This window comes from Nonomuraea montanisoli (assembly GCF_013363975.1).
GTDB lineage: Bacteria > Actinomycetota > Actinomycetes > Streptosporangiales > Streptosporangiaceae > Nonomuraea > Nonomuraea montanisoli.
On record NZ_JABWGN010000008.1, the window covers coordinates 336,513 to 361,291 of the forward strand.

Sequence of the window (24,779 nt, forward strand, 5' to 3'; positions counted from 1 at the left end):
GGGACGGGCCGGTGGGAGAACGGCCGGTGGGGGAACCGCCGGTGAGGGAACGGCCGCGACACCGGCACAGGGGCGGCCGAGCGCCGGACGCCGACGCCCCGGTGCGCGGTACGCTCGCCCCTGATGAGCACTTTGCGGCTGCGCCACCGGACGTTCGGGCCGGGGGAGTACGCGGTGATGGCCGTGGTCAACCGAACGCCCGACTCGTTCTACGACAAGGGACGCACCTACGGCTTCGGCGCGGCCGTCGAGGCGGTGGACCGGGCCGTCGAGGGCGGCGCCGACATCGTGGACATCGGCGGCGTCAAGGCGGGCCCGGGCGACGAGGTGGACCCCCGCGAGGAGATCCGCCGGGTCGCCGGGCTGGTCGAGGCCGTCCGCGAACGGCACCCCGAGCTGATCATCAGCGTCGACACGTGGCGGGCCGAGGTGGGCGACGTCGTCGCCCGGGCCGGCGCCGACCTGCTCAACGACACCTGGGGCGGCCCCGATCCGGGCCTGGCCGAGGTGGCGGCGCGGCACGGCGTCGGGCTGGTGTGCGCCCACGCGGGCCCGGCCGCCCCCCGCACCCGGCCGCACCGGGTCGCCTACGCCGACGTGGTGGCCGACGTCGTCGCCCACACGGTCTCCCTGGCGCGCGCCGCCGTGGCCGCCGGGGTGCCACGCGAGTCGATCCTCGTCGACCCGGCCCACGACTTCGGCAAGAACACCTACCACTCGCTGGAGGTCAGCCGCCGGCTCGGCGAGATGACGGCCACGGGCTGGCCGGTGCTCGTGGCGGTGTCCAACAAGGACTTCGTGGGCGAGACGCTCGGCGGTCTGCCCGTCGAGGAGCGGCACGCCGGCACCATCGCCACCCTGGCGGTGTCGGCGCTGCTCGGGGCGCGCGTGTTCCGCGTCCACGACGCCGCCTCCGCCCGTACGGCCCTGAACGAGATCACCCGCCTCGTCCCGCCCGCCGAAGCCGGAGACGGAGACGAAGCCGGAGCCGGAGACGAGGCCGGAGCCGGACCCGGCCTCCGGAGCGGGGACCGGCCCCAGGGTTAGAGGGCCGGTGGCAGGCGCACGACCGCGCGCAGCCCCGGCCCGGCGTCCTCCAGGTGGACCGTGCCGCCGTGGGCCCGCACCGTCTCCCGCACGATCGCCAGCCCCAGCCCGGCCCCGCCCTCGTCGCGGCTGCGCCCCGAGTCGAGCCGCGTGAACCGGTTGAAGACCCGCTCCCGGTCCGCCTCCGGGATGCCCGGCCCGTCGTCGGTCACCGTCAGCACCCCGTCGCGCGTCAGCGCCACCTCCACCTTGGAGGAGGTGTGCCGGACCGCGTTGTCCACCAGGTTCGTCAGCACGCGGCTCAGGTCCAGGGCGTCGCCCCGCACCACCACCGGGTCGCAGACGGTCAGCCGCGCCTCGCCGTACCGGTCGACGGTCTGCCGCACCACCTCGTCGAGGTCGACCGGCTCGCTGCGGGCGGGCACCCCGCCGCGCTCGTCCAGCCGGGCCAGCGCGAGCAGGTCCTCGGCCAGCCGCGACAGCCGCATCGCGTCCTCCAGCACGCCCTCGGCCGTCTCCGGCCAGTCCTGGCCCTCCGGGTGGCCGAGCGCCACCTCCAGTTGCAGCCGGATGCTGGCCAGAGGGCTGCGCAGTTCGTGCGCGGCGTCGGACACCAGCGCCCGCTGCCGCTGCTCGGCCTCCTCCAGCCGGGCGAGCATGCCGTTCAGTGTGACGGCCAGCCAGTGGACCTCGTCGCGCGACTCCGGCACGGGCAGCCGCCGCGAGCGGGCCGTGTGCGTGATCTCGGCCGCGCCCCGGCGCAGCGCCGCGATCGGCCGCAGCGTCCGCCCGATGATCACCCAGCTCGCCAGGGCCAGCACCACGACGAGCAGCGGCGTGCCGACGAGCAGCACGCGTCCCGCCGTGCCGACGCTCGTCTGGATCTCGCCCACGGGCCTGGCCGCCAGCACCGTGCGCCCGTGGTCGGCGCTGACCGCCACCACCCGCAGCGGCCCCGGTATCGCGTACGGCCGGCCGTCCATGAAGCGGGCCGTGCCCTCGCGCAGCACCCGCGCCCGCTCGCGGGCGCCGAGCAGCGGCACCAGCCGGTCGGTGCCGTACGTGGCGTGCGTGATGCGGCCGGAGGCGTCGATGACCTGCACGATCGTGCCGTCGTTGGTGGTGATCGGGTTGGTCAGGGTGCCCGCGTCGGCGTGCACGCGCACCGTCTGCGCCTGCTGCCACGTCGTCTCGTCGATGGTGTCGACCAGCGCCCGGTCGAGCACGTTCAGCAGCACCGACGCCGACAGCGCGAGCGCGGCCGCTAGCACGGCGGCCGCCACGACGCTCAGCCGGAAGCGCAGCCCCTGCCGCCGCCACCACGCCAGCGGGGTGTCAGCCACCGTCGCCGGCCAGCCGGTAGCCCGCGCCGCGCACGGTCTGCAGGGCGTTGCGGCCGAACGGGCCGTCGAGCTTGCGGCGCAGGTAGCCGACGTACACCTCGACCACGTTGGGGTCGGTGTCGAAGGTGTCCCAGACGTGCTCCAGGATCTCCGCCTTCGACACCACCTCGTCGCGCCGGCGCATCAGGTACTCCAGCAGCGCGAACTCGCGGGGCGTCAGCTCCACCGGCGTCTCGCCGCGCAGGACCTTGCGCCGCGCCGGGTCGAGCGACAGGTCGCCGGCCGTCAGCACCGCGGGACGCCGCCCCGCGTCGCGCCGTAGCAGCGCGCGCAGCCGCGCCACCAGCACCACGTACGAGAACGGCTTGGTCAGGTAGTCGTCGGCGCCCAGGTCGAGCCCGTCGGCCATGTCATATTCGCCGTCCTTGGCGGAGAGCATGAGGATCGGCACCCAGTTGTCCTCGGCGCGCAGCCGCTTGCACACGTTGTAGCCCGACAGGCGCGGCAGCATGATGTCCAGCACCACCACGTCGTAGTCGCCGTGCCGGGCCAGGTGCAGCCCGTCCTCGCCGTCGTGGGCGAGATCGACGGCGAACCCCTCGGCCTGCAGCCCGCGCTGCAACGCCGCCGCCATCCGCCGCTCGTCCTCGACGACCAGTACTCTCATGCGCCCCATCCTCCCGTGCCCGTCCTGTGACGGAGCTGAGAAGCCTGAGAGCCGTCTCAGCCGGTCTCAGGCTCCTCAAAGGATGCATGACGCAGGCTGCGAACAGCGACGTGAACATCGACATACCGTTGAGGAGTGAGATGCGTAGAGGCACATTCGTGAGGTGGGGAGTCCCGATCGCGGCGGCGGCCGTCATCGGGGGAGCGCTCGGCGCGGGTCCCGTCATCGCCGCCGTCAGCGGCGAGCCCGCGCTGCCGGAGCGGACGGCGCAGCAGTTGCTCGCCGACGCCGCGGCCGCGTCCCGGGGGAAGGACGGCCCGCCCCCGATGTCCGGCACCGTCCAGCAGACCGCGTCGCTCGGGCTGCCCGCCCTCCCGCAGACCGGCGGCGAGTCGCCGCTGACGCTGCTGTCGGGCTCGCACGAGATCAAGGTCTGGTACGGCTCCAGGGACCGGCTCCGCGTGGCCATGCCGACCCAGATGAACGAGACCGACCTGATCGTCAACGGCGGCCAGACCTGGTACTGGGACAGCGCGGCCAACACCGCCACCCGCGTCAAGCTGGAGGCGGGCCAGGACGGCCGGACCGCGCCCAGGCCGCACGACATGACGGCGTCCACGCCGGCGGCGACGACCCCGCAGGCCATGGCCGAGCAGTTGCTGGCGAAGGTGGGCGAGTACAGCGTCGTCAGCGTGGCCAACACCGACAAGGTGGCGGGCCGCCCCGTCTACCAGCTCGTCGTGGCCCCCAAGGACGAGGCCTCGCTGGTGAAGGAGGTGCGGCTCTCGCTCGACGGCGAGACGTACGTGCCGCTCCAGGTGCAGGTGTTCGCCAAGGGGTCGCCCGAGCCGGCGTTCCAGCTCGGCTTCACCCAGGTGACGTTCAGCCCGCCGGCCGACGAGAACTTCACCTTCACCCCGCCCGCCGGGGCGAAGGTCAAGGAGACCACGTTCGGCGCCGGTGACCGCACGGCCGAGCGGGAGAAGGCCGAGGAGGCGCGCAAGGCCGCCTCCGACCGGCTGGACGTCGTCGGCAAGGGCTGGACCAGCGTCGCGGTGGTCAAGCTGTCGGCGGACGACCTCAAGGCCCTGCAGACCGGCGTCCGGCCCGGCCAGGACGCCCAGGACGCCCAGGACGGCGAGGGCGCCCAGGACGGCCAGGACGGGCAGGGCCTTCAGGACCGCAAGGGGCCCGACGCCGCCGAGGTCGGCGCGATCGCCGACGGGCTGCTCAAGGCGGCCAAGCCCGTGAGCGGCACGTGGGGCTCCGGCAGGCTGATCACGACGAAGCTCGTCACCGCGCTGGTCACCGACGACGGGCGGCTGCTCGTCGGCGCCGTCACCCCGGAGGAGATCACCAAGGCGGCGGGCATCAAGTGACCGCCGTCACGCTCGACGCGGGGGCGCCCTTCGGGGCGGCCCCGCCCTCCGCCCGCCCCGCGATCGTCACGCGCGGGCTCACCAAGCGGTTCCGCGGCGGCCAGGTCGCGGTCGACGCGCTCGACCTGAGCGTGCCGCGCGGATCGGTCTACGGGTTCCTCGGGCCGAACGGCTCCGGCAAGACCACGACCATCCGCATGCTGCTCGGCCTCGCCGCGCCCACGTCCGGGGAGCACGAGCTGCTGGGGCTGCCGCTGGGCGAGGCGTTGCCCCGGGTGGGGGCACTGGTCGAGGGGCCCGCCTTCTACCCGTACCTGTCGGGCGAGGCCAACCTGCGCCGCTTCGACGCCGCCGACCCGACCGCGCCGCCCGCCACCGTGCGGCGGCGCGTCGCCGAGGCGCTGGACCGGGTCGGCCTGACGGCCGCGGCGGGCAAGCGCTACCGCACCTACTCGCTCGGCATGCGGCAGCGGCTGGCCATCGCCGCCGCCCTGCTCGGGCCGCGCGAACTGCTCATCCTGGACGAGCCGACGAACGGGCTCGACCCGCAGGGCACCCGCGAGGTGCGCTCCCTGGTCAAGCAGATCGCGGCCGGCGGCACCACGGTGTTCGTCTCGTCGCACCTGCTGGCCGAGGTGGAGCAGATGTGCACGCACGCGGCCGTCATGCGGGCCGGCCGGCTCGTCGCCCAGGGGTCGATGGCCTCGCTGGGCGGCGGCCAGGTCCCGCGCGTCCGCGTGCGGACGCCCGACACGGCGGACGCGCTGCGCGTCCTGCGCTCGCTCGGCCTGGCGGACGTGCGCGCCGACGGCCCGGAGCCCGGGGACGGGGTGAGCGCCGAGCTGGGCGGCCACGCGCCCGAGCGGGTGAACGCCGCCCTGGTGGGTGAGGGCGTGGCCGTGCGGGGGTTCGCGGTCGAGCGGCCGAGCCTGGAGGACGTGTTCGTCAGACTGACGGGAGAGGGATTCGATGTCGACGGCTGAGACGCGCGAGACGGGCCTGCGGCGCACCCCGGGCCTCGTCCCGGTCTCCGAGACGCTGCGCACGGCCGACCGGCCGCTCCCTCCCGGCGCGGCGGACTCCGCTCCGGCCGAGACCGGCGCAGCGACGGTGGGCGCCGGGCCGGCCGAGATCGAGGGAGCGACGGTGGGCGCCGGGCCGTCCGAGATCGGGGGAGTGGCTGCAGGCGGCGAGGCCGTGGACGTCATCGACCTCGCCGGACCCGCGCCGGCGCGCCGGTTCGGGGCGTTCTGGCGGCTGCTCGGCTCCGAGCTGGGCCTGACCTTCCGCCGCCCGCGCAACCTCGTGATGCTCGCCGTGCTGGCCAGCGTGCCCGTCATCCTCGGCGTCGCCCTGCGCCTGGTCACCGACGACATGGACGCCGAGGGGCGGGGCGGCGGGATGGGCGGCCTCGTCGCCTCCGTCGCGGGCAACAGCCTCATGCTGGCCTTCGCGTCGCTGTCGTTCCTCGTGGCGCTGCTCATGCCGGTCGCCGTGAGCGTGGTGGCGGGCGACGCGATCGCCGGCGAGGCGAGCGGCGGCACCCTGCGCTACCTGCTGGCGGCCCCGGCCGGGCGCACCCGGCTGCTGCTGGTGAAGTACCTGAACGCGGTCGTCTTCTCCTTCGCCATCGCCGCCGTCGTGGCGGTGTCGGCCCTGGTGACGGGCATGGCGTTGTTCCCGGTCGGGCCGGTGACGCTGCTGTCGGGCACCACCGTGTCCGTGGCCGACGGGCTGCTGCGCGTCCTCATCAGCGTCGGCTACGTCGGGGCCGGGATGGCCGCGCTGGCGGCCGTGGCGCTGGCGCTGTCCACGTTCACCGAGGTGCCGATCGGGGCCATCGCGGGCACCGTGGTCCTCGTCATCGTCGCGCAGGTGCTGCGGGCCGTCCCGCAACTGGAGCCGATCAGCCCGTACCTGCTGCCGACCTGGCTGACCCGCTTCGACGGGGCGCTGCGCGACCCGGTCGACCTGGCGGCGATGCGCGACGGGCTGCTGGCGTTCGGCGCGTACATCCTGCTGTTCGGCTCGGTGGCGTGGGCGCGCTTCACCGGCAAGGACATCACGTCCTGAACCGCCGAGGGGGACGGGACGCGCGGCGGGGCCGGAGAGCCTGCCCCCGCACGGCTCTCCGGCCCCTCGCCCGGTGTCCGCGCAGCTCGCGCACGGTCCGGGCACGAGGTGTCGATGCCCGCTGACCGTCCGTGTATGGGTCGCCCCGCCCCGATGTGGGAGACGTCACAGCGGCGAACGGGACGTAGCCGGGTGTTTCCGGCGGTGTCCTCCGGATAGAGGAAGAGCCTCGGGGACGGAGCCCGGGCGCGTACCGCCGAGGCGCCGTCTCGCGGGACCGACCAGACCTTCGGGAGGACATCGACATGGGAACGGACGACAAGATCTCCAACAAGGCGGAGGAGCTGAAGGGCCGCGCCAAGGAGAACGTCGGCGATCTCACCGACAACGAGGATCTCCAGGCGGAGGGCCGCGCGGATCAGGCGGAGGGAAGCCTGAAGCAGGCCGGTGAGAAGGTGAAGGACGCCGGCCGCAAGGTCAAGGACGCCTTCAAGAAGTGACCTGACCCGGCCGGCCCTCCGGCGGGCGACCGGCCCGGCGGACGCCTTCGCGACGTGACCGGCCTGGCACAGGCGGATGACCGTGCCCGGCTCGCGCGCCGCCGATCCCCGGAAAGTGATCGGCGGCGCGGGAGCCGGGCACGGCGCCGTCAACGCGGGGTCACGGCATCAGCCGGATGAACTCCTCCATCGAGAACCGCCCGTCGCCGTCCGCGTCCCCGGTGTCGCGCAGCGCGGGCATCGCCTCGGCCGGCAGCTCGGGGAAGTGCGCCCGGAACTCCGCCTCGGTGATGTAGCCGTCGCCGTCGCCGTCGAGCGAGGCGAACTCCCTCTTCAGCCGGGCCAGCCGCTCATCCGTCACGTCCTCGGACATGGTCCATCGCCTTTCGGTCGGGGTCCGCCTTTCCGGACAACCTAGCGACCCCGCCGCGCCGCGCCGCCACGAGGGCGGCGCGGCGGCGGGCCGGGACGGGGGTCAGGAGGGGCGGCGGCGCAGGGCCAGGACCGCGACCACGATCCCGATCACGCCCACCAGCAGCCCCGCCCCGCCCAGCAGGCGCGCCGTGCCGTCGGAGGCGGACGACGCCGCGACCAGCCGGGGCGCGTCCGAGGGGGCGCCGGCGGGTGAGGCGGACGCGTGGTGGTCCGCCGGAGCGCCGGACTCGGCGGCGGCCGGGGTGAGCTTGAGCGTCGGGGCCGGGTGCTCCGCCTCCGTGCCGTCGCTCTTGGGGGCGTCGGCCCAGTTCACGACCTCGCCGCCGGAGTACGTCTGCTTGGTCGGGAACGTGAGCTGGTCGACGCCCTCGGGCAGCTTGCCCATGGACACCTCGAACTCCTGGAACTCGCCCTTGGAGATCTTGCCGCCCGACCAGACGACCGTGGACACGGCGTCGGTCAGGTCGCCGTACTCGGTCTTGACCGGGGTGGGCAGCTTGCTCTCGGTGACCTTGACCGTCCAGCCGGGAACGGGCTTGACCGAGACGAACGCCAGCGGGTGGTCGGTGGGGAAGGTGACCTCGACGCGCACGGTCGAGGCGTCGTCGCGCTCGTTCGGCACCCGGAACGCGACCTTGGTGAAGCCGCCCTGCACGGCGGTGGCGGGGTTGATCGTGACGTGCGCGAGGGCGGGCAGCGCGGTGGCCACGGTGACGGCCGCCACGGCGGCGAGCACGGTCGCGGCGCGGCGGCCCAGGGACCGCCCGGAGGGCATGGCGAAGGACATGGTGAAGCTCCACGTGAGAAAAAGGGGATGGGAAAAGGGGTGGCAGAGGTCAGGCGGTACGTGGAGGACCGCGCCTGGCCAGGCAGTGCCGCAGGGCCGGATCGGGGGGGACGGCGCGCACCCGTACCACGGGAGGCGCCTGCCGCGCGGACGGCATCGCAGGGAACACCCCGGCGAGCAGCGCACGCCCGAGGTGGCGTCCCAGGCCGTCGTGGAGGCGGCGCAGCAGCGACCACAGCGCGGCCTCGCCGCGCGCCAGCCACCAGCCGGTGAGGAGCGTGGCCGTCAGGTGCGCGGCCAGCATGCCGGCGCCGACCGCGAGCCCCCGGCTCTCGGGCGTCCCGGTCTCGAAGGCCAGGAGCATCCCGCCGGCGGGGGAGTCGTGCAGGTGGACGGCGACGTAGCCCGTGGGGCCGCCGGCGCTGAACAGCTCGTGCAGGACGGCCTGCGCGGCGACCAGCGCGAGGTTGATCGTCAGCGGGTGCCGCTCCCTGCCGCCCAGCGAGAGCGCCAGCACGCAGGCCGCGCCGAGCCCGAGGGCGGCCGTGCCGGGCGCGGGCGCCGTCCCGCCGCCCGCCACGTGCGCCAGCGACGCCAGAACGACGCAGACGGCGGAGAAGACGGCCGTCCGCGCGAGTCTGAGGGGAAGGCGGGCGCGCATGCGGCCTCCATGTTCTCACGGAGCGTGCCCGCCGCACCCCCTAACCGGAAACGGGGACCAGTCACGACATAGGGGGCGGGCAGGCTCGTCGCTCGCGAGGCCGGGGATCGCGGGGTGGCGCGCAGGCATGCCGAGGGGCGGGTCAGGACGTCCAGAACCGGTCGGGGACGAGGCCGAGGCGGCGGAGGCCGGCCGCGACCAGGTCGGCGAACACGGTGGCCCCGTGCTCGGAGGTGTGGGTGTCGTCCTGCTTCTCCCGGGTGAGGTAGAGCTCCTCGGCCGCCTCCGGGCCGAGCGCCTCGACGAGCCGGCGGCTGTCGTCCGTGAGGTCGATCAGCGCCACGCCCTCGGCGGCGGCCACGGCGCGCATCTCGGCCGGCAGGTCCACGCCGCGTTCGTTCACGATCAGCCCGGCGGGGCCGAGCGCCGCGCCGTCGAACCGCCGCCGCACGACCGGCGTGACGAGGACCGGGGTGGCGCCCCTGGCGGCGATCCCGCGCGTGATCCGGGCGAGGTCGTCCCGGTACGCGGCGGCGGTGGCCTGCTTGTCGTTGTGCCCGAACTGGATCAGCGCCACGTCGCCGGGCCGTAGCTGGGGCTCCATCGCGGCCCACAGCTCCGGCTTGGCGAGGAAGGACGCCGCGCTCTCGCCGGAGCCCGAGTGGTTGACCACGGACAGGCCGTGCCGGAAGTGGCGGGGCAGCCGCTGCCCCCAGCCGGTGTACGGCGCGTACGCCTGGTCGGTGACGGTCGAGTCGCCCGCCAGGAAGAGCGCCGTCGGGCCCGCCAGGGAGACCTCGACGGACCGCACCCCGGGAGCCGCGCCGGTGAAGGTCAGCGTCAGACCCGGCGTCCCGGGGCCGTCCCAGCCGTTCTGCTGGGCCTCCGGGGTGCGGACGTTGACGGTGAACGCGCGGCGGTGCCGGCCCTCGCCCGGGGACGCCCGCGCCATGAGCCGCCGCGCCTCGGCCAGCACCTCGGTGCCGCCCCCGACGACCACGGTCACGTCGTAGTGGCCGGGCGGCACGTCGAAGGTGCGGATGGTTGCCTCGTTCGCGGGCTCGGGCATGCGGCGACTCCCCTTCCGGCCGGGAAAGCAAGGGTAAGCGCTTTCCGAATCGAAGTCGGATTATGCCGTGCGATGCTGTGCAATGCGTGGCCGATTCGCGTCCGTGTCGCTAGGGTCGTCCCGATCGCGTCGACATGAGGTGAGAACGTGCGGCATGTGGGTGGATTAATTCTCGGCCTGGTCGTGACGGCGGCCCTGGTCGGGGGTGGAGGGTGGGCGATCCAGCAGGCGCTGGGCGCCGCCCAGCCGCCCGCCGGCCAGAAGCTCTGGATCGCGCTCGGCGCGATGGCCGCCGTGGGCCTGGTGATGGGGCTGGTGGTGGCGGGACGGGTCTCGCCGCTGGCGGCGTTCCTGCCGTCGATGGCGCTGCTGGCCTGGACGGTCGTGTACGCCCTGGACATGAACCGCGCCCTGTCCTACATCCCGGCGGAGCCGTCGGTGAACCAGGTCGTGCGCGAGGCCGGGCAGGGCGCCAGGATGCTGCTCACCTCGGGGGTGTTCGCCCTGCTGGGCGTGGCGCTGTTCATCCCGGTGCTGATCCCGTCGCGCTGGGCGCGCCGCTACGACGACGACGAGGACGACGAGTACGAGGAGAGCCGGCAGGGCGGCTACTACTGACGGCGGTCCGGACGGCCGTCCCGCCGACGGCCGTCCGGAGGGCCCTCCGGGGTGTGCTCACACGGGCTCGACCGGGGGCGGGGCGGCCCGCCCGCGTGTGTAGAGGCGGGTGACGACCTCCTCGATCGTCGCCTGCCCGGGAGCCGTGGCCATGAGGTCGCCGACCGTGCCGTCGAACGCCAGCCGTCCGTGGTCGATGAGCAGGACCCGGCGGCACAGCCGTTCGACGTCGCCGAGGTCGTGCGTGGTCAGGAGCACGGTGGTGCCCCGCTCGGCGTTGACCCGCAGCAGGAACGAGCGGATGCCGGCCTTGCTGACCACGTCCAGGCCGATGGTGGGCTCGTCGAGCACCAGCACCTCGGGGTCGTGCAGCAGCGCGGCGGCCAGGTCGCCGCGCATCCGCTGACCGAGGCTGAGCTGCCGCACCGGCGTGCGCGTGAACCCGCCGAGGTCGAGCGCCTCGGTCAGCTCGTCGAGGCGCACCTGGAACAGCTTGCGATCTACTTTGTAAAGGAGCCGGACCAGCTCGAAGCTGTCCCGCAGCGGCAGGTCCCACCACAGGGTCGTGCGCTGCCCGAACACCACGCCGATGCGCCGCGCCAGCGCCGTCCGCCCCCGCGACGGGTCGAGCCCGGCCACCCGGACCCGGCCGGAGGTGGGCGTGAGGATGCCGCACAGCATCTTGATCGTGGTGGACTTGCCGGCGCCGTTCGGGCCGAGGCAGCCGACGAACTCGCCCGGCTCGATCCGGAACGACAGGTCGCGCACGGCGTGGACGACGGCGCCCCGCACCTTGAAGGTGCGCCCGGCCCGCTCTGTCTCGATCATGGTCAACTCCCCGTGGATCGGTAGTGCCTGATGCCCTGCCGCCAGGCCAGCCCGGCCAGCAGGGCGAGGACGGCGGCCGCGACCGGGCCGAGGAACCGGACGAAGCCGGGCGTGCCGAACGGGTCGTCCCGGTCCAGCACGTACAGGGCGGGCTGCCAGTTGACGAACGCCAGGGGCAGCACGTACGTGACCCCGCGCACGAGGTCGCGGCCGTACACGCTGAGCGGGTACTGGGTGAGCTGGCCGCCGCCGTACGTGAAGGAGTTGATCACTTCCGGGGCGTCGGTGAGGAGGAACTGGGCGGCCCCGCCGAGCGTCCAGACGGCGGCGAAGATGACGGTGCCGGTGACCAGCATGACGGGGACCATCCAGAGCCTCCGCGCGTCCAGGTCGAGGACGGCCAGCGCGTAGCCGAGGACGGCGGCGGCCTGGAGCACCCGCCCGGCGCGGGTGAGGGCGAAGCGGTCGGCGGCGAGCTGGATCCAGGTGCTCACCGGGCGGATCAGCATCGTGTCGAGGGTGCCGGCCTTGATGTGCTGGCTGACCTTGTCCACGTTGCTGACGAACATGTCGCAGAGGGTGAACGACAGGCCGGCGCTGCCGTACAGGAAGAGAGCCTCGTCGCGGGTGAAGCCGGCCAGCGCCGTGGTGTGCGAGAAGATGACCAGGATGACGGCCACGTCCGTGGCGGTGATGAACACGCCGAGCACCGTCATGATCACGAACGAGGCGCGGTAGGCCATGGCGGCCCGGGTCCACGTCCAGGCGAGCAGCGCGTACGTCCTAACCACCCTGGATCACCACCCGATGGCGGACGGCGCGGGTGGCCAGGGCGCCGAGCGCGAGCAGCGCGGCCCCCCACGCCGCCTGGAAGGCGAGGGCGGGGCCTGCGGAGGCGATGCCGAGGTAGACGTCGGCGGGCGCCTGCGCCATGGCCGCCCACGGCAGCGCCCGCACCACCTCGCCCAGCGCGCCGGGGAACAGCGTGAGGGGCACCATCATGCCGCTGAGCAGCGTGGTCAGCAGCATCGAGCAGACCATGACACCCCGGTCGTCGGCCAGCCAGCACACCGACAGGCACACGAGGTAGCGCCAGGCGAAGCTGACGACCACCCCGGCCGTGACGCAGGCGAGGACGCCGAGCCACCGCGCCGGGTCCCGTGGCGCGGTGATGCCGAACACGGCGGCGCCGGCGAGCATCGGCGGCAGGCCGCGCACGAGGAGCTGATAGGCGGCCCGGCCGAGGTCCTCGGCCAGCAGCCAGAGCTGGAGCGGCGCCGGGCGGACGAGGTCGAGCGCGATGTCGCCGGTGCGGATGCGTTCGGGCAGGGTGAGGCCGCCGCTGAGGAGCTGCATCGGCCCGATGAACGCCTGGGTGACGAAGCAGAACGTGACGGCGGCGGTGACGTCGTAGCCGGCCAGGCCGGGTCTGGCCTGCCAGAGCGCGATGAGGATGTAGGCGCGCAGCACGCCGAAGACGCTGTTGGTGAAGGCCCCGGCCAGGGCCGCTGCGACGTAGGTGGCGTGCTTGCGGAAGCCGTACCGGGCGAGCCGGGCGTAGAGGGAGTAGGAGACGCACCTCCGGAGGGTGATGGCACGGTGACATGCCGTGCCCGGGCCCGCGCGCGGGCCGGCCAGTGGGAGCCCTGGATTATGGTCCGGGCGCCGCCCGGGCGGCAACGGATTTACCGCCTGATCGGGCGAGCCCGGGGGAGGGCGCGTGAGGGACGAGTTTCTTACTCGTTGGTAGATCGGTGTTCCGCGGGGAAGGGACTTCATCGGAGGACCGAACATGCACATCGACAGGGACGTCACTCCGGACTATCCCCTCAGCTGGCAGGCGCGCGCGGTCATCGGCCTGATGCACGGCACGCTCAAGCCGGCGTCCATCCTGTTCATGCGGCACGCGCTGGCCCTGGACTGCGCCGCCCGCCTCGGCGACGTCGTCAACCTGCTCCCGCTGCGCCTGCCCGGCCACGTCACGATCACCCCGGCGGGCTTCTCGGCGTGCGGCGGCGAGTGGGTGCGGGCCGGGGAGGGCCTGGACGAGCGCAAGGTCGTGCTGTACTTCCACGGCGGCGGCTACTTCTCCTGCTCACCCGCGACGCACCGGCCGATCACCTGGCGGCTGTCGCGCGTGGCCATGCGGCCGGTGCTCGCCCTCGACTACCGCCAGGGCCCGGTGCACACGCTCGCCGACTCCCTGTCCGACGCGCTGGACGCGTACCGGTGCCTGCTCGACCAGGGGTACGCCGCCGAGGACGTCATCCTCGCGGGCGACTCCGCCGGCGGGCACCTCACGCTGGCCAGCCTCCTCGCGCTGCGCGACCGGGACCTGCCGCTGCCCGGCGCGGCCGTGTGCCTGTCGCCCTGGACCGACCTGACCGACTTCCCGCGCCGCGCCAACCGCTGGCAGGACCCGATGCTGCCGGCCGGCCGGGTGCGCTGGCTCGCCCGCCGCTGGACCGCCGGCCTGGACCCGCGCGACCCGCTGGTGTCGCCGGTGCTCGGCGACTTCTCGGGGCTGCCGCCGCTGATGATCCTGACGGGCTCGACGGAGGTGCTGCGGGACGAGGCCCGCCGGGTCGCCGTCCGGGCGCGGCGGGCCGGGGTGCCGGTGCGGTACGAGGAGTGGCGGCGGATGCCGCACTGCTTCCCGATCCTGGCGGACATGGTGCCGGAGGCGCGGACGGCGTTCCGGCACATGGGCGAGTTCCTCGCGGCGGTGGCCGCCCTGGACGAGAACCCGCCGGCCGCCTCGGCCGAGGACGCCGCCGCCTGACCCCTGCTTCCCCGGACTGTGACGCCGCCGGGCGGGTATGGGTTAGGGTTACCTAAGTAAGAGTGGAAGGGTAGGTGTATGTCCGGCAAGCCGAGAGACCATCATCGTGGCGTCGTCCTGCGCACGGAGCGGCTCACCCCGCACATGATCCGCGTCGTGGTGGGCGGTGACGACATGCGCGACTTCGCCACCTCCGGGCTCACCGACCACTACGTCAAGCTCGTCTTCCCGCACGAGGGCGTCGACTATCCCGAGCCCTTCAGCGTCCAGAACGTCCGCGCGAGCATGCCCCGCGAGCTGTGGCCGCGGCTGCGCAGCTACACCGTGCGCGCCTGGGACCCGGACGCGGCCGAGCTGACCATCGACTTCGTCCACCACGGCGACAAGGGCCTGGCCGGCCCGTGGGCGGCCGGCGCCGTGCCCGGCGACGAGCTGCTCATGCTGGGCCCCGGCGGCGGCTACGTCCCCGACGCGGCGGCCGGCTGGCACCTGCTCGTCGGCGACGAGAGCGCGCTGCCCGCGATCCTCGCCTCGGTGGAGGCCCTGCCCGCGGGCGCCCTGGCGTACGTGCTGGTCGAGGTGGAGGGGCCGGACGAGGAGCAGAAGATCGAGACCGCGGCCGATGCCCGCGTGACCTGGCTGCACCGCGCCGGCCGCCCGGTCGGCGAGGCGCTGGTCGAGGCGGTGTGCGGGCTGGAGTTCCCGGAGGGCGACGTGCACGCGTTCGTCCACGGTGAGGCGGGCTTCGTCCGGCGGCTTCGCCACCACCTGCGCATCGAGCGGCGGGTGCCGCTGGAGCGGCTGTCCATCTCCGGCTACTGGCGTTCCGGCGTGGACGACGAGGCGTGGCGGGCGGTCAAGAAGGAGTGGAACCGGCAGATCGAGGCCGAGGAGGCGGCCGAGCTGGGCTGACCGCCTCCCCGGCGCCGGGTCATGGGATCTTGGTGAGGTCCACGAGACGCAGCTGCTTGTCGAGGGGCAGGGTGACCTGTGTTCCGACGGGCACGGGGAGGAACATCTCCTTGCCTTTCGGACGGATCCCAAGATCCGCCGATCTGCCGGTGGTCAGGTCGTAGAGCACCATGCCGAGAGGGCGCCCGTCCGCCCCCTTCACCGGTCCGGTGCAGAAACGGCCCGGCGTGGACGCTGCCGACAACAGGCAGGGTGCCGGCTGCTCCCGCGAGCCGTCGCGCATCCGGTGGAAGTACTCGCCTGCACCGTTCTCTCCCATGCAGAACACCAGTCCGCACGAGATGTTCTGCTCCCCGGCCCGGGTCAAGGCGGTGTCGGTCTCGCCCGTCTCCACGTTCCGGATCGTGCCGAACCTGGGCTCGTCCGACGGGCCGCCAAGGCCCACGGTCCCGATCCACGGCCAGGACAGCAGGTGCATGTCCGCCCCGCCCTCCACCGCCTCCACCGTCCCGCCCCCGAGGGGGACCGTGAAGACACCGCCGTCCTGCGCGGAAAACACGATCTTGTCGTCGGTCACGGCCAGGCCGTCGAAGCCCCCGTCGTCGACCTTCCGGCGGGCCACGATCGTGGCCTTGCCACCCGACAGGGGCGCCGACCAGATCATCCCCTGGCCGCCCTCCTTCACCGTCCACCATGCCACCCGGCCCTCGCCGGCCGCGAAGCCCGAGGCGAACGCGACCGTCCCCTTGGGGGTCGGCACATCCGCGATCTTGCGGAGGTCCCGGCTCTCCAGGTCGTAGGCGTAGACGACGCCGGCCTTCTCGAACCCCGCGTCGACCGTCACCAGCAGCGTGTGGTCGTCGAGCAGCCGGATCGGGTGGAACGCGCGGCCGTTCGGCAGTCTGGCCGGGATGTCACGGACCGCCTGCGGCCAGACCTTCTCGACCGGATCCGGGAGCGCCGCTGTCGCGTCGGCCGTGGGCGGGGTGGCGGGCATCGCCCGCGGCGCCCCGCCCTTCAGCGCGAACGCCGCCCCGCCCACCAGCGCCACGACCGCCGCCGCGGCCAGCGCGGCCCGGGTCCGGTTGCGGCGCCTGCGGTAGCGGGCCTCGACCGCGCCGGTGAGCGTGGCCGGCGCGTGCGGGGCCTGCCCGGCCGCGCCGGTGAGCGTCCTGCGCAGGGCATCCTCGAGCTGGTTCATCGCGCCTCTCCTCGGGTGGTGGGGACGGCGGATTCCGCGGACACGGAGTCGCGGAGCTTGGCCAGGGCCCGGGCGGCCTGGCTGCGCACGGTGCCGCGCGAGACGCCCAGCACGCGGGCGATCTCCTCGTCGGTGAGCTGCTCGTAGTAGCGCAGCACGACCACCGCCCGCTGCCGGCGCGGCAGCCCGGCCATCGCGTGCCACAGCCGCTGCTCCTCCCCGTCGGGCAGCGTGTCGTGGTGCTCGCGTTCGGGCGGGTCCCAGGCCAGGTGCTCGCGCCGCCGCAACCGCCAGGCGCGGATGTGCAGCCTGGCCATCGTCGTGCGCGCGTAACTCTCCGGGTTGTCCTTCAGCCGCACCCGCGCCCAGGAGGCGCGCAGTTTGACCAGCGCCTCCTGCACCAGGTCGGCGGCGTCGTGCGGGTTCCCGGCCAGCACGTATCCGTAGCGCAGCAGCGCGTCGCCGCGTTCGGCGACGAACTCCGCGAAACGGGGGTCTTGGTCCACGTGCGTCAGCCCTTCGTCGTCTCGGTCACCTCCCAGAGGCGTCGGGTGCGGAAACTGTTGCACGCTTCGGCGGAAAGTTGGGGCACACGAAAGGGCCGCGCCGATCCGGGGGGAGATCGGCACGGCCCTTGGTCGCCGGGGGAACCCTCCCATGCCCTGGAGGTGACCGGCGAGTCGTGGGGCCCCGCGGGACGGGTCAGTGGGCCGTGGCGAACTGCTCCTCTTCCGTCGAGCCCCTGAGCGCGGTCGTCGAGGAGTCGGGCGCGACCGCCGTGCTGACCAGGTCGAAGTAGCCGGTGCCGACCTCGCGCTGGTGCCGGGTGGCGGTGTAGCCGCGGGTCTCGGCGGTGAACTCGGCCTCCTGGAGGTCCACGTAGGCGGTCATGCCGTGGTGGGCGTACCCCTGGGCGAGGTCGAACATCGAGTAGTTGAGCGAGTGGAAGCCGGCCAGCGTGATGAACTGGAACTTGTACCCCATGTGGCCCAGCTCCTTCTGGAACTTGGCGATCGTGGAGTCGTCGAGGTGCTTCTTCCAGTTGAACGACGGCGAGCAGTTGTAGGCGAGCATCTGGTCCGGGTACTCCGCCTTGATCGCCTCGGCGAACTCGCGGGCGACGTCGAGGTCCGGCGTGCCGGTCTCCATCCACAGCAGGTCGGAGTGCGGCGCGTAGGCCAGGCCGCGGGCGATGCACGCCTGGACGCCGTTGCGCACCCGGTAGAAGCCCTCCGGGGTGCGCTCGCCGGTGGTGAAGCGCTGGTCGCGGGGGTCCACGTCGCTGGTCAGGAGCGTCGCGGCCTGGGCGTCGGTCCGCGCGATGATCAGGGACGGGACTCCGGCCACGTCGGCGGCGAGCCGGGCGGCGTTGAGCGTCTTGACGTGCTGGCCGGTCGGGATGAGGACCTTGCCGCCGAGGTGGCCGCACTTCTTCTCGGAGGCGAGCTGGTCCTCCCAGTGCACGCCCGCCGCGCCGGCGGCGATCATGCCCTTCATCAGCTCGAAGGCGTTCAGCACGCCGCCGAATCCGGCCTCGGCGTCGGCCACGATGGGGGCCAGCCAGTCCCGCTGCTCGCCCTCGGACCAGGAGATCTGGTCGGCGCGCAGCAGCGCGTTGTTGATGCGCCGCACGACGGCCGGCACCGAGTTGGCCGGGTACAGGCTCTGGTCGGGGTAGGTGTGCCCGCCGAGGTTGGCGTCGGCGGCGACCTGCCAGCCGGACAGGTAGATGGCCTTCAGCCCGGCGCGCACCTGCTGGACGGCCTGGTTGCCGGTCAGCGCGCCCAGGGCGTGCACGTAGTCCTCGTTGTGCAGCAGCCGCCACAGCTTCTCGGCGCCGAGCCGGGCGAGGGTGTGCTCCTCCTGGACGCTGCCCCGCAGCCGGATCACGTCCTCGGCGCTGTAGGTCCGCTCGACGCCCTCCCACCGAGGGTCGTTCTCCCACTCTTCACGCAGCTGCTCCGCAGCTCCCTTGAGGCGATCGTTCATGTTTTCACTCCTTTGTCGTCCCCTGGGGCCTGTGTCGAGTCTGTGCCCCGGAAACGGCTGATCGACAGGTCGGATGTCGCAGAAGAATCGCCGAACTTCACGCTCTGATTAATACTGATGGGTATTCGGTAGAGAAGAAATCGCGAGTTTTCCCGTTGGCCTAGACCAATCCGGTGCGCACGCGCCGCAGAGCGGCCAGGCCCTGGAGGATCGCCTGCACGCTAGAAAATGGGCAGAAATTCTGTCTAAGATGCCGACATGGCGTCCTTGATAGGGGAAGAACCGCTGCTTTTGACGCAGGAGCTGGATCTCATCGCCTTCGGCCAGCGACTGCGCCACCTGCGCAAACAGCGCGGCCTGACCTTGTCGGACCTCGGCGCGCGCGTCAGCAGGGCCCCCAGCCAGCTCTCGCTGCTGGAGAACGGCAAGCGCGAGCCCAAGCTGTCCCTGCTCAAGGCGCTGGCCACCGCGCTCGGCGTGCCCGTCGAGGAGCTGCTGCGCCGCCAGCCGCCCAACCGCCGCGCCCAGCTCGAGATCGCCCTGGAGGAGGCCCAGCGCGACCCCATCTACGCCGCGCTCGGCCTGCCCAAGCTCAAGGTCTCCGCGCGCGTCCCCAACGACGTGCTGGAGCACATCCTCGGCCTGTACGGCGAGCTGCGCGCGCGCCAGGCCCGCGGCACCGCCACCCCCGAGGAGGCCCGGGCCGCGAACGCCGAGCTGCGCCGCCGCCAGCGCGAGCTGGGCAACTACTTCCCCGAGATCGAGCAGGCCGCAGCCGAGGCGCTGGCCGCCGTCGGCTACCGCACGGGCGCGCTGTCCCAGAGCATGATCCAGAGCCTGGTGACGCACTTCGGCTACACCGTGCACACCGCCCAGGACCTGCCCCGGTCCGTGCGCTCCATCACCGACCTGCGCAACCGCCGCGTCTACGTCAAGCACGAGCAGCTCGGCATGCACACCCCGCGCACGATCCTGCTCCAGACGCTCGGCCACCTCGCCCTCGGCCACGGCAAGCCCCGCGACTTCGCCGACTTCCTGCGCCAGCGCACCGAGGCCAACTACTTCGCCGCCGCCGTGCTCGTCCCCGAGAAGGCCGCCGCCGTCTACCTCCAGGAGGCCAAGGCCGACCGGGCGCTGTCGGTGGAGGACCTGCGCGACGTGTTCGCCGTGTCGTACGAGATGGCCGCCCACCGCTTCACCAACCTGGCCACCCACCACCTCGACCTGGTCTGCCACTTCGTCCGCAACGACGCCGGCGGCACGATCTACAAGGCGTACGAGAACGACGGCATCGTCTTCCCGGCCGACGAGCAGGGCGCGATCGAGGGCCAGCGGATGTGCCTGCAGTGGTCGGGGCGGCAGGTGTTCGTCTCGCCGGACCGCTTCTCCGTCTACTACCAGTACTCCGACTCGCCGACCGGCACGTACTTCTGCGTCGCCCACGTCGACCCGTCGCGCGAGCGGGACTTCGCGATCACCCTCGGCGTGCCGTTCCGGGAGTCGCGCTGGTTCCGCGGCCGGGAGACCACCCATCGCACCCGCAGCAACTGCCCCAGCGGCGACTGCTGCCGCCGCCCGCCCGCCGACCTGGCCGAGCGCTGGGAGGGGTACGCCTGGCCGTCGGCTCGCGCCAACTCGCACGTGCTGGCGGCGCTGCCGCCCGGCTCGTTCCCCGGCGTGGACGAGGCGGACGTCTACACCTTCCTCGAACGCCACGCCATCACCGTCTGACCCGCGGGAGTTGCCCAGGGCCCGGGCGGTGGCGGGTCGCGGAACGGCGCACCCTAAGCTTGGGGCCATGGGGTGGACGGGGGAGGACTGTGTGCCTGCTGAGGTGCGCGCCTGGATGCGCCGCCGCACCTCACGGGCCGCGGACTGGCCGGCGCGCGCGCTGGCCGAGGCCAAGGGCGACACCACGGTCAGCGTCGTGCTGCCGGCGCGCGACGAGCGCGAGACCGTGGGCGACATCGTCCGGGTGATCCGCGGCGAGCTGGCCGCCCTGGTGGACGAGGTCGTCGTCATCGACTCGCGCTCCACCGACGACACCGCCGCCGTCGCCGCCCGCGCCGGCGCCCGCGTCCACGCGCAGGACGACATCCTGCCCCACCTCGAACCGCTCGGCGGCAAGGGCGAGGCGCTGTGGAAGTCGCTGGCCGTCACCGAGGGTGACATCCTGGCCTTCGTCGACGCCGACATCCGCAACTTCCGGTCCGAACTGGTGACCGGCCTGCTCGGGCCGCTGCTGTCCGACCCCGGCGTCGTCTACGTCAAGGGCTGCTACGACCGGCCGCTCGGCGGGGCGCCGACCGGCGGCGGCCGCGTCACCGAGCTGGTCGCCCGGCCGCTCATCAACCTGCACTGGCCGCACCTGTCCGGCTTCGTCCAGCCGCTGGCGGGCGAGTACGCGGGGCGGCGCGCGGCGCTGGAGCGGGTGCCGTTCATCACCGGCTACGGGGTGGAGCTCGGGCTGCTGGTCGACCTCGCCGAGCTGGCCGGGCTCGACGCGCTGGCCCAGGTGGACCTGGGGGTGCGCGAGCACTCGCACCAGTCGACCGAGGCGCTCGGGGCGATGGCGGCGCAGATCATGCTGGCCGCCTGGTCCCGGCTGGAGCGCCAGGGCAAGATCCAGGCGGCCCACCGGCCCGGCTCGCGGCTGACGCAGTTCCGGCGGGGCGAGCACGGCCACGAGGCGGTCGTCCAGGACGTGTCCATCGCCGAGCGGCCGCCGATGAGCACCGTGCGCACGCCCCGGCCGGGACGGGCCACGGGCCGCCCGTAGGCCCTGGCCGCCCGGCCTACTGGCCGGTAGGGTTCTGGCTGGAGCGGCTACCCGCCGGTAAGGTGTGGCCCGGCCTCCTCACAGGTCCTCAGGGGCCGGCCTCTTCTCACAGGGAGCGTGTATGAGCGGGTTCGGTCTGGAGCTCGGCGACGACGTCATCGAGGTGCGTGACTGGGTGCGCGCGTTCGCCCGCGACGTCATCCGCCCCGCCGGCGCCGAGTGGGACGAACGCGAGGAGACCCCCTGGCCGGTCATCCAGGAGGCCGCCAAGATCGGGCTGTACTCCCTCGACTTCTTCTCCACGCAGTGGTTCGAGGAGAGCGGGCTGGCGCTGCCCGTGGCGTTCGAGGAGATCTTCTGGGGGGACGCCGGCATCGGCCTGTCCATCGTCGGCACGGGCCTGGCCGCCGCCGCGCTGGCCGCCAACGGCACGCCCGAGCAGATGGGCGAGTGGCTGCCGCAGATGTTCGGCACCCCCGACGACGTCAAGCTGGGCGCCTTCTGCGCCTCCGAGCCCGACGCCGGCTCCGACGTCGGCGCCATCCGCACCCGCGCCGTGTACGACAGGGGCGACTGGGTGCTCGACGGCGTCAAGACGTGGGCCACCAACGGCGGCATCGCCGAGGTCCACGTGGTGGTCGCCTCGGTGGACCCCGACCTCGGCACCCGCGGCCAGGCCACCTTCGTCGTCCCGCCCGGCACGCCCGGCCTGTCCATGGGGCAGAAGTTCAGGAAGCACGGCATCCGCGCCTCCCACACGGCCGAGGTGGTGCTCGACGGCGTCCGCGTGCCCGGCTCGTGCCTGCTCGGCGGCAAGGAGAAGCTCGACGCCCGGCTGGCCCGCGTCCGCGCGGGGGAGCGAGCCGGCGAGCAGGCGGCGATGCGCACGTTCGAGACGACCCGCCCGTCGGTCGCCGCGATGGCGGTCGGCATCGCCCGTGCCGCGTTCGAGTACGCCCGCGACTACGCCCGCGAACGCGAGCAGTTCGGCCGCCGGATCGGCGAGAACCAGGCGATCGCGTTCCTGCTGGCGGAGATGGCGACCCGGGTGGACACGGCCCGCCTGCTCACCTGGCGCGCCGCCTGGATGGCCCGCAACGGCAAGCGCTTCGAGCAGGCGGAGGGCTCGATGTCGAAGCTGGTCGCCGGCGAGACGGCGGTGTGGGTGACGGAGCAGGCCATCCAGATCCTCGGGGGAGCGGGATACACCCGGGAGCACCCGGTGGAGCGCTTCCACCGCGACGCCAAGATTTATACGATCTTCGAGGGGACGTCGGAGATCCAGCGCCTGATCATCGGCCGCGCGGTGACGGGCCTGCCGGTGAAGTGAGTGAGCGCCGGGTCGGCGACTGATCCCGAGTCTTGACGCTTGCTCGTGGACGATGGTCATCTGAAGGTGTTCTCCTTCCCGGATGTGAGGAGCCACCCACGATGAAGGTCCGCCGATTACCTTCCGCTGTACTCGCCGTGGCGCTGGGCGCCAGTGTCCTGGCCGGCGCCGCACCCGCCTTCGCCGCCCCCCGGACCGGCGCGGCCGTGGCCGCCGGGGGCTGGCCGACACCGGACTGGTACCTGCAGGGCCCCTACCAGACCCTGGCCGCCTGCGACGTCGCCTACGAGGACGCCGCGCAGAGCGGCCTGTACACCGGGCTCGTCGGCTGTCACTGGTTCCGCGGGGGTGGCCCGTACATGCCGGGCTACTACTACGAGGTGTACATCCCCTGATCAAGAGGCGCGCCCCGCGACCGGCCGGCCTCATGCCCCGGGCCTCCTGCTGTGGGTGGCTCAGGTAGGTGTCCGCCTACCTGAGCCGAGCGGACGGCGTCGGGTGCTACTTCCACACCGCCTTGCCGAGAATGGCGTCGAGACCCGCCGTCTTCCAGTGGTCGACGACGATCACCTTCTTGCCCTTCACGTACCAGACGCGCTGGGTGTAGGAGGTGACGTTCGTCCTGCTGCCGTCGCAGGACACCTTCCACTCGGTGAACTGGGCCTGCTGCCCGGTCCCGAACGCCGCCTTCGAGGTCCTGACGCGCGTGGCCTGCCCGCTGGTGTACTTCTTCGCCGGGACGCACTCGGTCACGCCGCTGCTGGGGTGGTAGGGCTGGTCGGACCGGTACGCGCCGCCCTCGGAGGCGTACTTGACCGCCTGGGGGCCGCCCAGCAGGAAGCCCGTGCACTCGGCGGCCTGAGCAGAGCAGGCGCCGGTGATGACGCGCAGGTCGACGCCCTCCTTCTTGGTCTTCCACCGGGCGGGGACCTGGAGGGTGAACCCCTGGAACGTCACCGGCTTGGTGGCGGCGTGAGCGGGCGAACCGGTCAGGGCGAGGGAGGCGCTGAGCGCGACAGTCATGATCACGGGCGCTGATCCTAGGGCGACCACGTCCGGCACGGTCAAGGTCGTACGGCTGTGCGAAGAACCACTCCGGTTCCCCAGAACTTTCCCGGCGATCCTCGCGTCCGAAGTCCCGTGCCCCGGTTCACGTGTTGCGGTCCAGGTCGGCCGCCGCCGCCCGCAGCCGCTCCATCGCCGCCAGGACGGCCGGGTCCGAGAACTCCAGCCCGGACCGGTCGCAGGTGTCGATCACGGTCAGGGCCGCGTCCTCCAGGTGGTCCACCTCGGCGTCCGCGGCCAGCAGGGTCGCCAGGTGCCGTACGGACTCGATCAGCGGTGTCAGGGCGGGCGGATGGTGGCGCATGACCTGCGCCAGGCGGGCCGCGGCGGCCCGGAACTCGGTCTCGGCGTCGTCGGGTGTCACGACCGCCGTCCCCTCTCGAACATCCGTCTGTCAGCGATGAAGCCGTCCCTTCAGTGATGATATCCACCTCTACGCGAAGGGCCCGGCCGGGCGGGGGGAGGGGCCAAGGTCCCGGCCCGCCGTGCCGTATGGCCCTGCCGGGACACCCACCCCCGCCGCGAGGCTGGAGGGAAGAGCGCGCGAGGCTGGAACCAGGACCGGTAGGACCAGAACGAGAGGCGGCGGGCTGGAACCGGAACCGGAACCGGTGGCGCTGGTACGGGGGGCCCGCGAGGCTTGGGCGAGCGGCGGCGGGGGTGCGCGATGGGGGACATGATCCGGTGGGTGGTGCTGCGCGTGCGCCTGTACCGCCCCGACCACAATCCGGTGCGCCGCCGCTCCGACCGGCTGGAGGCGGTGGGCGTGGTGGTGACGCTGGCCCTGCTGCTGCTCAGCGTCTGGCCCGCGGTCGTCGTGGGACGGATGGCCTACGAGAACGGGACGCGGGCCGAGCGGGCCGGGGTGAACGCGCGCCGATCCGTGACGGCGACGCTCGTACGGGACGCGCCGACCACGGTCGCCGACGAGCACGTGGGCCTGGGGGCGAAGGTCGAGGCCGACGCCCGCTGGGCCGGCCCGGCGGGCAAGCCGATGACCGGGCGGGTCACCGCGCCGGCGGGGGCCAAGGCGGGCACACGGGTGTCGGTGTGGGTGGACGCCCGCGGTGAGCCGGCCCCGCCGCCGCGGCGCCACGCGGAGACGGTGTTCGACACCGTCACGGCGGCCCTGCTGATGCTGGCGGGCGGCGCCGCGGTGTCGTTCTCGGGCTTGCGCGGGCTCAGATGCCTGCTCGACCGGGGCCGGTACGCGGCGTGGGACGCCGCCTGGGCGGAGGCGGCCAGGCGCTGGCGCCGTGCCTGAACCTCCTCGCCGGGGGCGCCCTCCTGGGCGGCCCCGCGTCGCTAGGGTTC

General features: G+C 73.3%; 27 protein-coding genes. 13 read left to right on the plus strand and 14 right to left on the minus strand.

Annotated features, from left to right (window positions below):
- The first annotated feature begins 123 nt into the window (after nt 1-123).
- Nucleotides 124-1,047 (plus strand): dihydropteroate synthase, encoded by a 924-nt coding sequence (gene folP / locus HTZ77_RS22360; protein WP_175591595.1) that lies wholly within the window; start codon nt 124-126, stop codon nt 1,045-1,047.
- Here the strand turns inward: folP and HTZ77_RS22365 are convergent.
- Nucleotides 1,044-2,390, minus strand: a complete 1,347-nt coding sequence (locus HTZ77_RS22365) for a sensor histidine kinase (RefSeq protein ID WP_175591596.1) — start codon at nt 2,388-2,390, stop codon at nt 1,044-1,046. The genes folP and HTZ77_RS22365 overlap by 4 nt on opposite strands.
- The gene (locus HTZ77_RS22370; protein WP_175591597.1) at nt 2,383-3,057 is read right to left on the minus strand and encodes a response regulator transcription factor; all 675 of its coding nucleotides are present in this window, start codon (nt 3,055-3,057) and stop codon (nt 2,383-2,385) included. Before HTZ77_RS22370 ends, HTZ77_RS22365 begins: the two co-directional genes overlap by 8 nt.
- A gap of 158 nt (nt 3,058-3,215) precedes the next feature.
- On the opposite strand from HTZ77_RS22370, the gene HTZ77_RS22375 reads away from it, so the two are divergent.
- From HTZ77_RS22375 to HTZ77_RS22390, 4 genes are all read left to right on the plus strand, one after another.
- On the plus strand, nt 3,216-4,436 hold the full coding sequence (locus HTZ77_RS22375) for a LolA family protein (RefSeq protein WP_328808700.1): 1,221 nt from the start codon (nt 3,216-3,218) through the stop codon (nt 4,434-4,436).
- Nucleotides 4,433-5,419 carry an ABC transporter ATP-binding protein gene (locus HTZ77_RS22380; protein ID WP_175591599.1) on the plus strand — a complete coding sequence of 329 codons (987 nt, stop codon included), beginning with the start codon at nt 4,433-4,435 and terminating at the stop codon, nt 5,417-5,419. The genes HTZ77_RS22375 and HTZ77_RS22380 overlap by 4 nt, the downstream gene beginning before the upstream one ends.
- On the plus strand, nt 5,406-6,509 hold the full coding sequence (locus HTZ77_RS22385) for an ABC transporter permease (protein WP_175591600.1): 1,104 nt from the start codon (nt 5,406-5,408) through the stop codon (nt 6,507-6,509). Before HTZ77_RS22380 ends, HTZ77_RS22385 begins: the two co-directional genes overlap by 14 nt.
- Before the next feature lie 305 nt (nt 6,510-6,814).
- On the plus strand, nt 6,815-7,009 hold the full coding sequence (locus HTZ77_RS22390; protein WP_175591601.1) for a CsbD family protein: 195 nt from the start codon (nt 6,815-6,817) through the stop codon (nt 7,007-7,009).
- A gap of 160 nt (nt 7,010-7,169) precedes the next feature.
- On the opposite strand, the gene HTZ77_RS22395 is transcribed toward HTZ77_RS22390, so the two are convergent.
- From HTZ77_RS22395 to HTZ77_RS22410, 4 genes are all read right to left on the minus strand, one after another.
- On the minus strand, nt 7,170-7,382 hold the full coding sequence (locus tag HTZ77_RS22395; protein WP_175591602.1) for an EF-hand domain-containing protein: 213 nt from the start codon (nt 7,380-7,382) through the stop codon (nt 7,170-7,172).
- A 102-nt stretch (nt 7,383-7,484) separates the two neighbouring features.
- On the minus strand, nt 7,485-8,231 hold the full coding sequence (locus HTZ77_RS22400) for a YcnI family copper-binding membrane protein (RefSeq protein ID WP_175591603.1): 747 nt from the start codon (nt 8,229-8,231) through the stop codon (nt 7,485-7,487).
- 49 nt (nt 8,232-8,280) lie between these two features.
- Nucleotides 8,281-8,892 (minus strand): MFS transporter, encoded by a 612-nt coding sequence (locus HTZ77_RS22405; protein ID WP_175591604.1) that lies wholly within the window; start codon nt 8,890-8,892, stop codon nt 8,281-8,283.
- Between the two features lie 142 nt (nt 8,893-9,034).
- A complete protein-coding gene (locus tag HTZ77_RS22410; protein ID WP_175591605.1) occupies nt 9,035-9,961 on the minus strand; it encodes a rhamnogalacturonan acetylesterase in 927 nt (308 codons plus the stop codon).
- A gap of 156 nt (nt 9,962-10,117) precedes the next feature.
- Here HTZ77_RS22410 and HTZ77_RS22415 point away from each other — a divergent pair, with 156 nt between their 5' ends.
- Nucleotides 10,118-10,579, plus strand: a complete 462-nt coding sequence (locus HTZ77_RS22415) for a hypothetical protein (RefSeq protein WP_328808701.1) — start codon at nt 10,118-10,120, stop codon at nt 10,577-10,579.
- Nucleotides 10,580-10,636: 57 nt separating this feature from the next.
- On the opposite strand, the gene HTZ77_RS22420 is transcribed toward HTZ77_RS22415, so the two are convergent.
- From HTZ77_RS22420 to HTZ77_RS22430, 3 genes are read right to left on the minus strand one after another with little or no spacing between them, the layout of a single operon-like run.
- Nucleotides 10,637-11,407, minus strand: coding sequence for an ABC transporter ATP-binding protein (locus HTZ77_RS22420; protein WP_175591606.1), 771 nt, complete (start codon nt 11,405-11,407; stop codon nt 10,637-10,639).
- A gap of 2 nt (nt 11,408-11,409) precedes the next feature.
- The gene (locus HTZ77_RS22425; RefSeq protein ID WP_328808702.1) at nt 11,410-12,198 is read right to left on the minus strand and encodes an ABC transporter permease; all 789 of its coding nucleotides are present in this window, start codon (nt 12,196-12,198) and stop codon (nt 11,410-11,412) included.
- On the minus strand, nt 12,191-13,087 hold the full coding sequence (locus HTZ77_RS22430) for an ABC transporter permease (protein WP_235994961.1): 897 nt from the start codon (nt 13,085-13,087) through the stop codon (nt 12,191-12,193). Before HTZ77_RS22430 ends, HTZ77_RS22425 begins: the two co-directional genes overlap by 8 nt.
- A gap of 112 nt (nt 13,088-13,199) precedes the next feature.
- On the opposite strand from HTZ77_RS22430, the gene HTZ77_RS22435 reads away from it, so the two are divergent.
- Nucleotides 13,200-14,189, plus strand: a complete 990-nt coding sequence (locus HTZ77_RS22435; RefSeq protein ID WP_175591608.1) for an alpha/beta hydrolase — start codon at nt 13,200-13,202, stop codon at nt 14,187-14,189.
- Nucleotides 14,190-14,267: 78 nt separating this feature from the next.
- A complete protein-coding gene (locus HTZ77_RS22440) occupies nt 14,268-15,101 on the plus strand; it encodes a siderophore-interacting protein (protein ID WP_175591609.1) in 834 nt (277 codons plus the stop codon).
- Nucleotides 15,102-15,120: 19 nt separating this feature from the next.
- Here HTZ77_RS22440 and HTZ77_RS22445 read toward each other — a convergent pair whose 3' ends face one another.
- The 3 genes from HTZ77_RS22445 to aceA all read right to left on the minus strand — a co-directional run bounded on the left by HTZ77_RS22445 (nt 15,121) and on the right by aceA (nt 18,291).
- Nucleotides 15,121-16,302 (minus strand): TolB-like translocation protein, encoded by a 1,182-nt coding sequence (locus tag HTZ77_RS22445; RefSeq protein ID WP_175591610.1) that lies wholly within the window; start codon nt 16,300-16,302, stop codon nt 15,121-15,123.
- Nucleotides 16,299-16,808 carry a SigE family RNA polymerase sigma factor gene (locus tag HTZ77_RS22450; protein WP_328808703.1) on the minus strand — a complete coding sequence of 170 codons (510 nt, stop codon included), beginning with the start codon at nt 16,806-16,808 and terminating at the stop codon, nt 16,299-16,301. The genes HTZ77_RS22445 and HTZ77_RS22450 overlap by 4 nt, the downstream gene beginning before the upstream one ends.
- 196 nt (nt 16,809-17,004) lie before the next feature.
- Entirely contained in the window at nt 17,005-18,291 is a 1,287-nt protein-coding gene (gene aceA / locus HTZ77_RS22455; RefSeq protein WP_175591612.1) for an isocitrate lyase, read from the minus strand.
- Nucleotides 18,292-18,549: 258 nt separating this feature from the next.
- Between aceA and HTZ77_RS22460 the strand changes: the two genes are divergently transcribed.
- The 4 genes from HTZ77_RS22460 to HTZ77_RS22475 all read left to right on the plus strand — a co-directional run bounded on the left by HTZ77_RS22460 (nt 18,550) and on the right by HTZ77_RS22475 (nt 22,795).
- A complete protein-coding gene (locus HTZ77_RS22460; protein WP_407940532.1) occupies nt 18,550-20,022 on the plus strand; it encodes a helix-turn-helix domain-containing protein in 1,473 nt (490 codons plus the stop codon).
- A gap of 91 nt (nt 20,023-20,113) precedes the next feature.
- On the plus strand, nt 20,114-21,070 hold the full coding sequence (locus HTZ77_RS22465) for a glucosyl-3-phosphoglycerate synthase (protein ID WP_328808704.1): 957 nt from the start codon (nt 20,114-20,116) through the stop codon (nt 21,068-21,070).
- A 121-nt stretch (nt 21,071-21,191) separates the two neighbouring features.
- Entirely contained in the window at nt 21,192-22,400 is a 1,209-nt protein-coding gene (locus HTZ77_RS22470; RefSeq protein WP_175591614.1) for an acyl-CoA dehydrogenase family protein, read from the plus strand.
- Between the two features lie 101 nt (nt 22,401-22,501).
- The gene (locus HTZ77_RS22475) at nt 22,502-22,795 is read left to right on the plus strand and encodes a hypothetical protein (RefSeq protein WP_175591615.1); all 294 of its coding nucleotides are present in this window, start codon (nt 22,502-22,504) and stop codon (nt 22,793-22,795) included.
- 106 nt (nt 22,796-22,901) lie between these two features.
- Here the strand turns inward: HTZ77_RS22475 and HTZ77_RS22480 are convergent, their stop codons facing one another.
- Together HTZ77_RS22480 and HTZ77_RS22485 are read right to left on the minus strand one after the other, a co-directional pair.
- Entirely contained in the window at nt 22,902-23,429 is a 528-nt protein-coding gene (locus HTZ77_RS22480; RefSeq protein WP_175591616.1) for a hypothetical protein, read from the minus strand.
- A 121-nt stretch (nt 23,430-23,550) separates the two neighbouring features.
- Entirely contained in the window at nt 23,551-23,829 is a 279-nt protein-coding gene (locus tag HTZ77_RS22485; protein ID WP_175591617.1) for a hypothetical protein, read from the minus strand.
- Between the two features lie 303 nt (nt 23,830-24,132).
- Here HTZ77_RS22485 and HTZ77_RS22490 point away from each other — a divergent pair, with 303 nt between their 5' ends.
- Nucleotides 24,133-24,729 carry an Rv1733c family protein gene (locus tag HTZ77_RS22490; protein WP_175591618.1) on the plus strand — a complete coding sequence of 199 codons (597 nt, stop codon included), beginning with the start codon at nt 24,133-24,135 and terminating at the stop codon, nt 24,727-24,729.
- Nucleotides 24,730-24,779 lie beyond the last annotated feature (50 nt).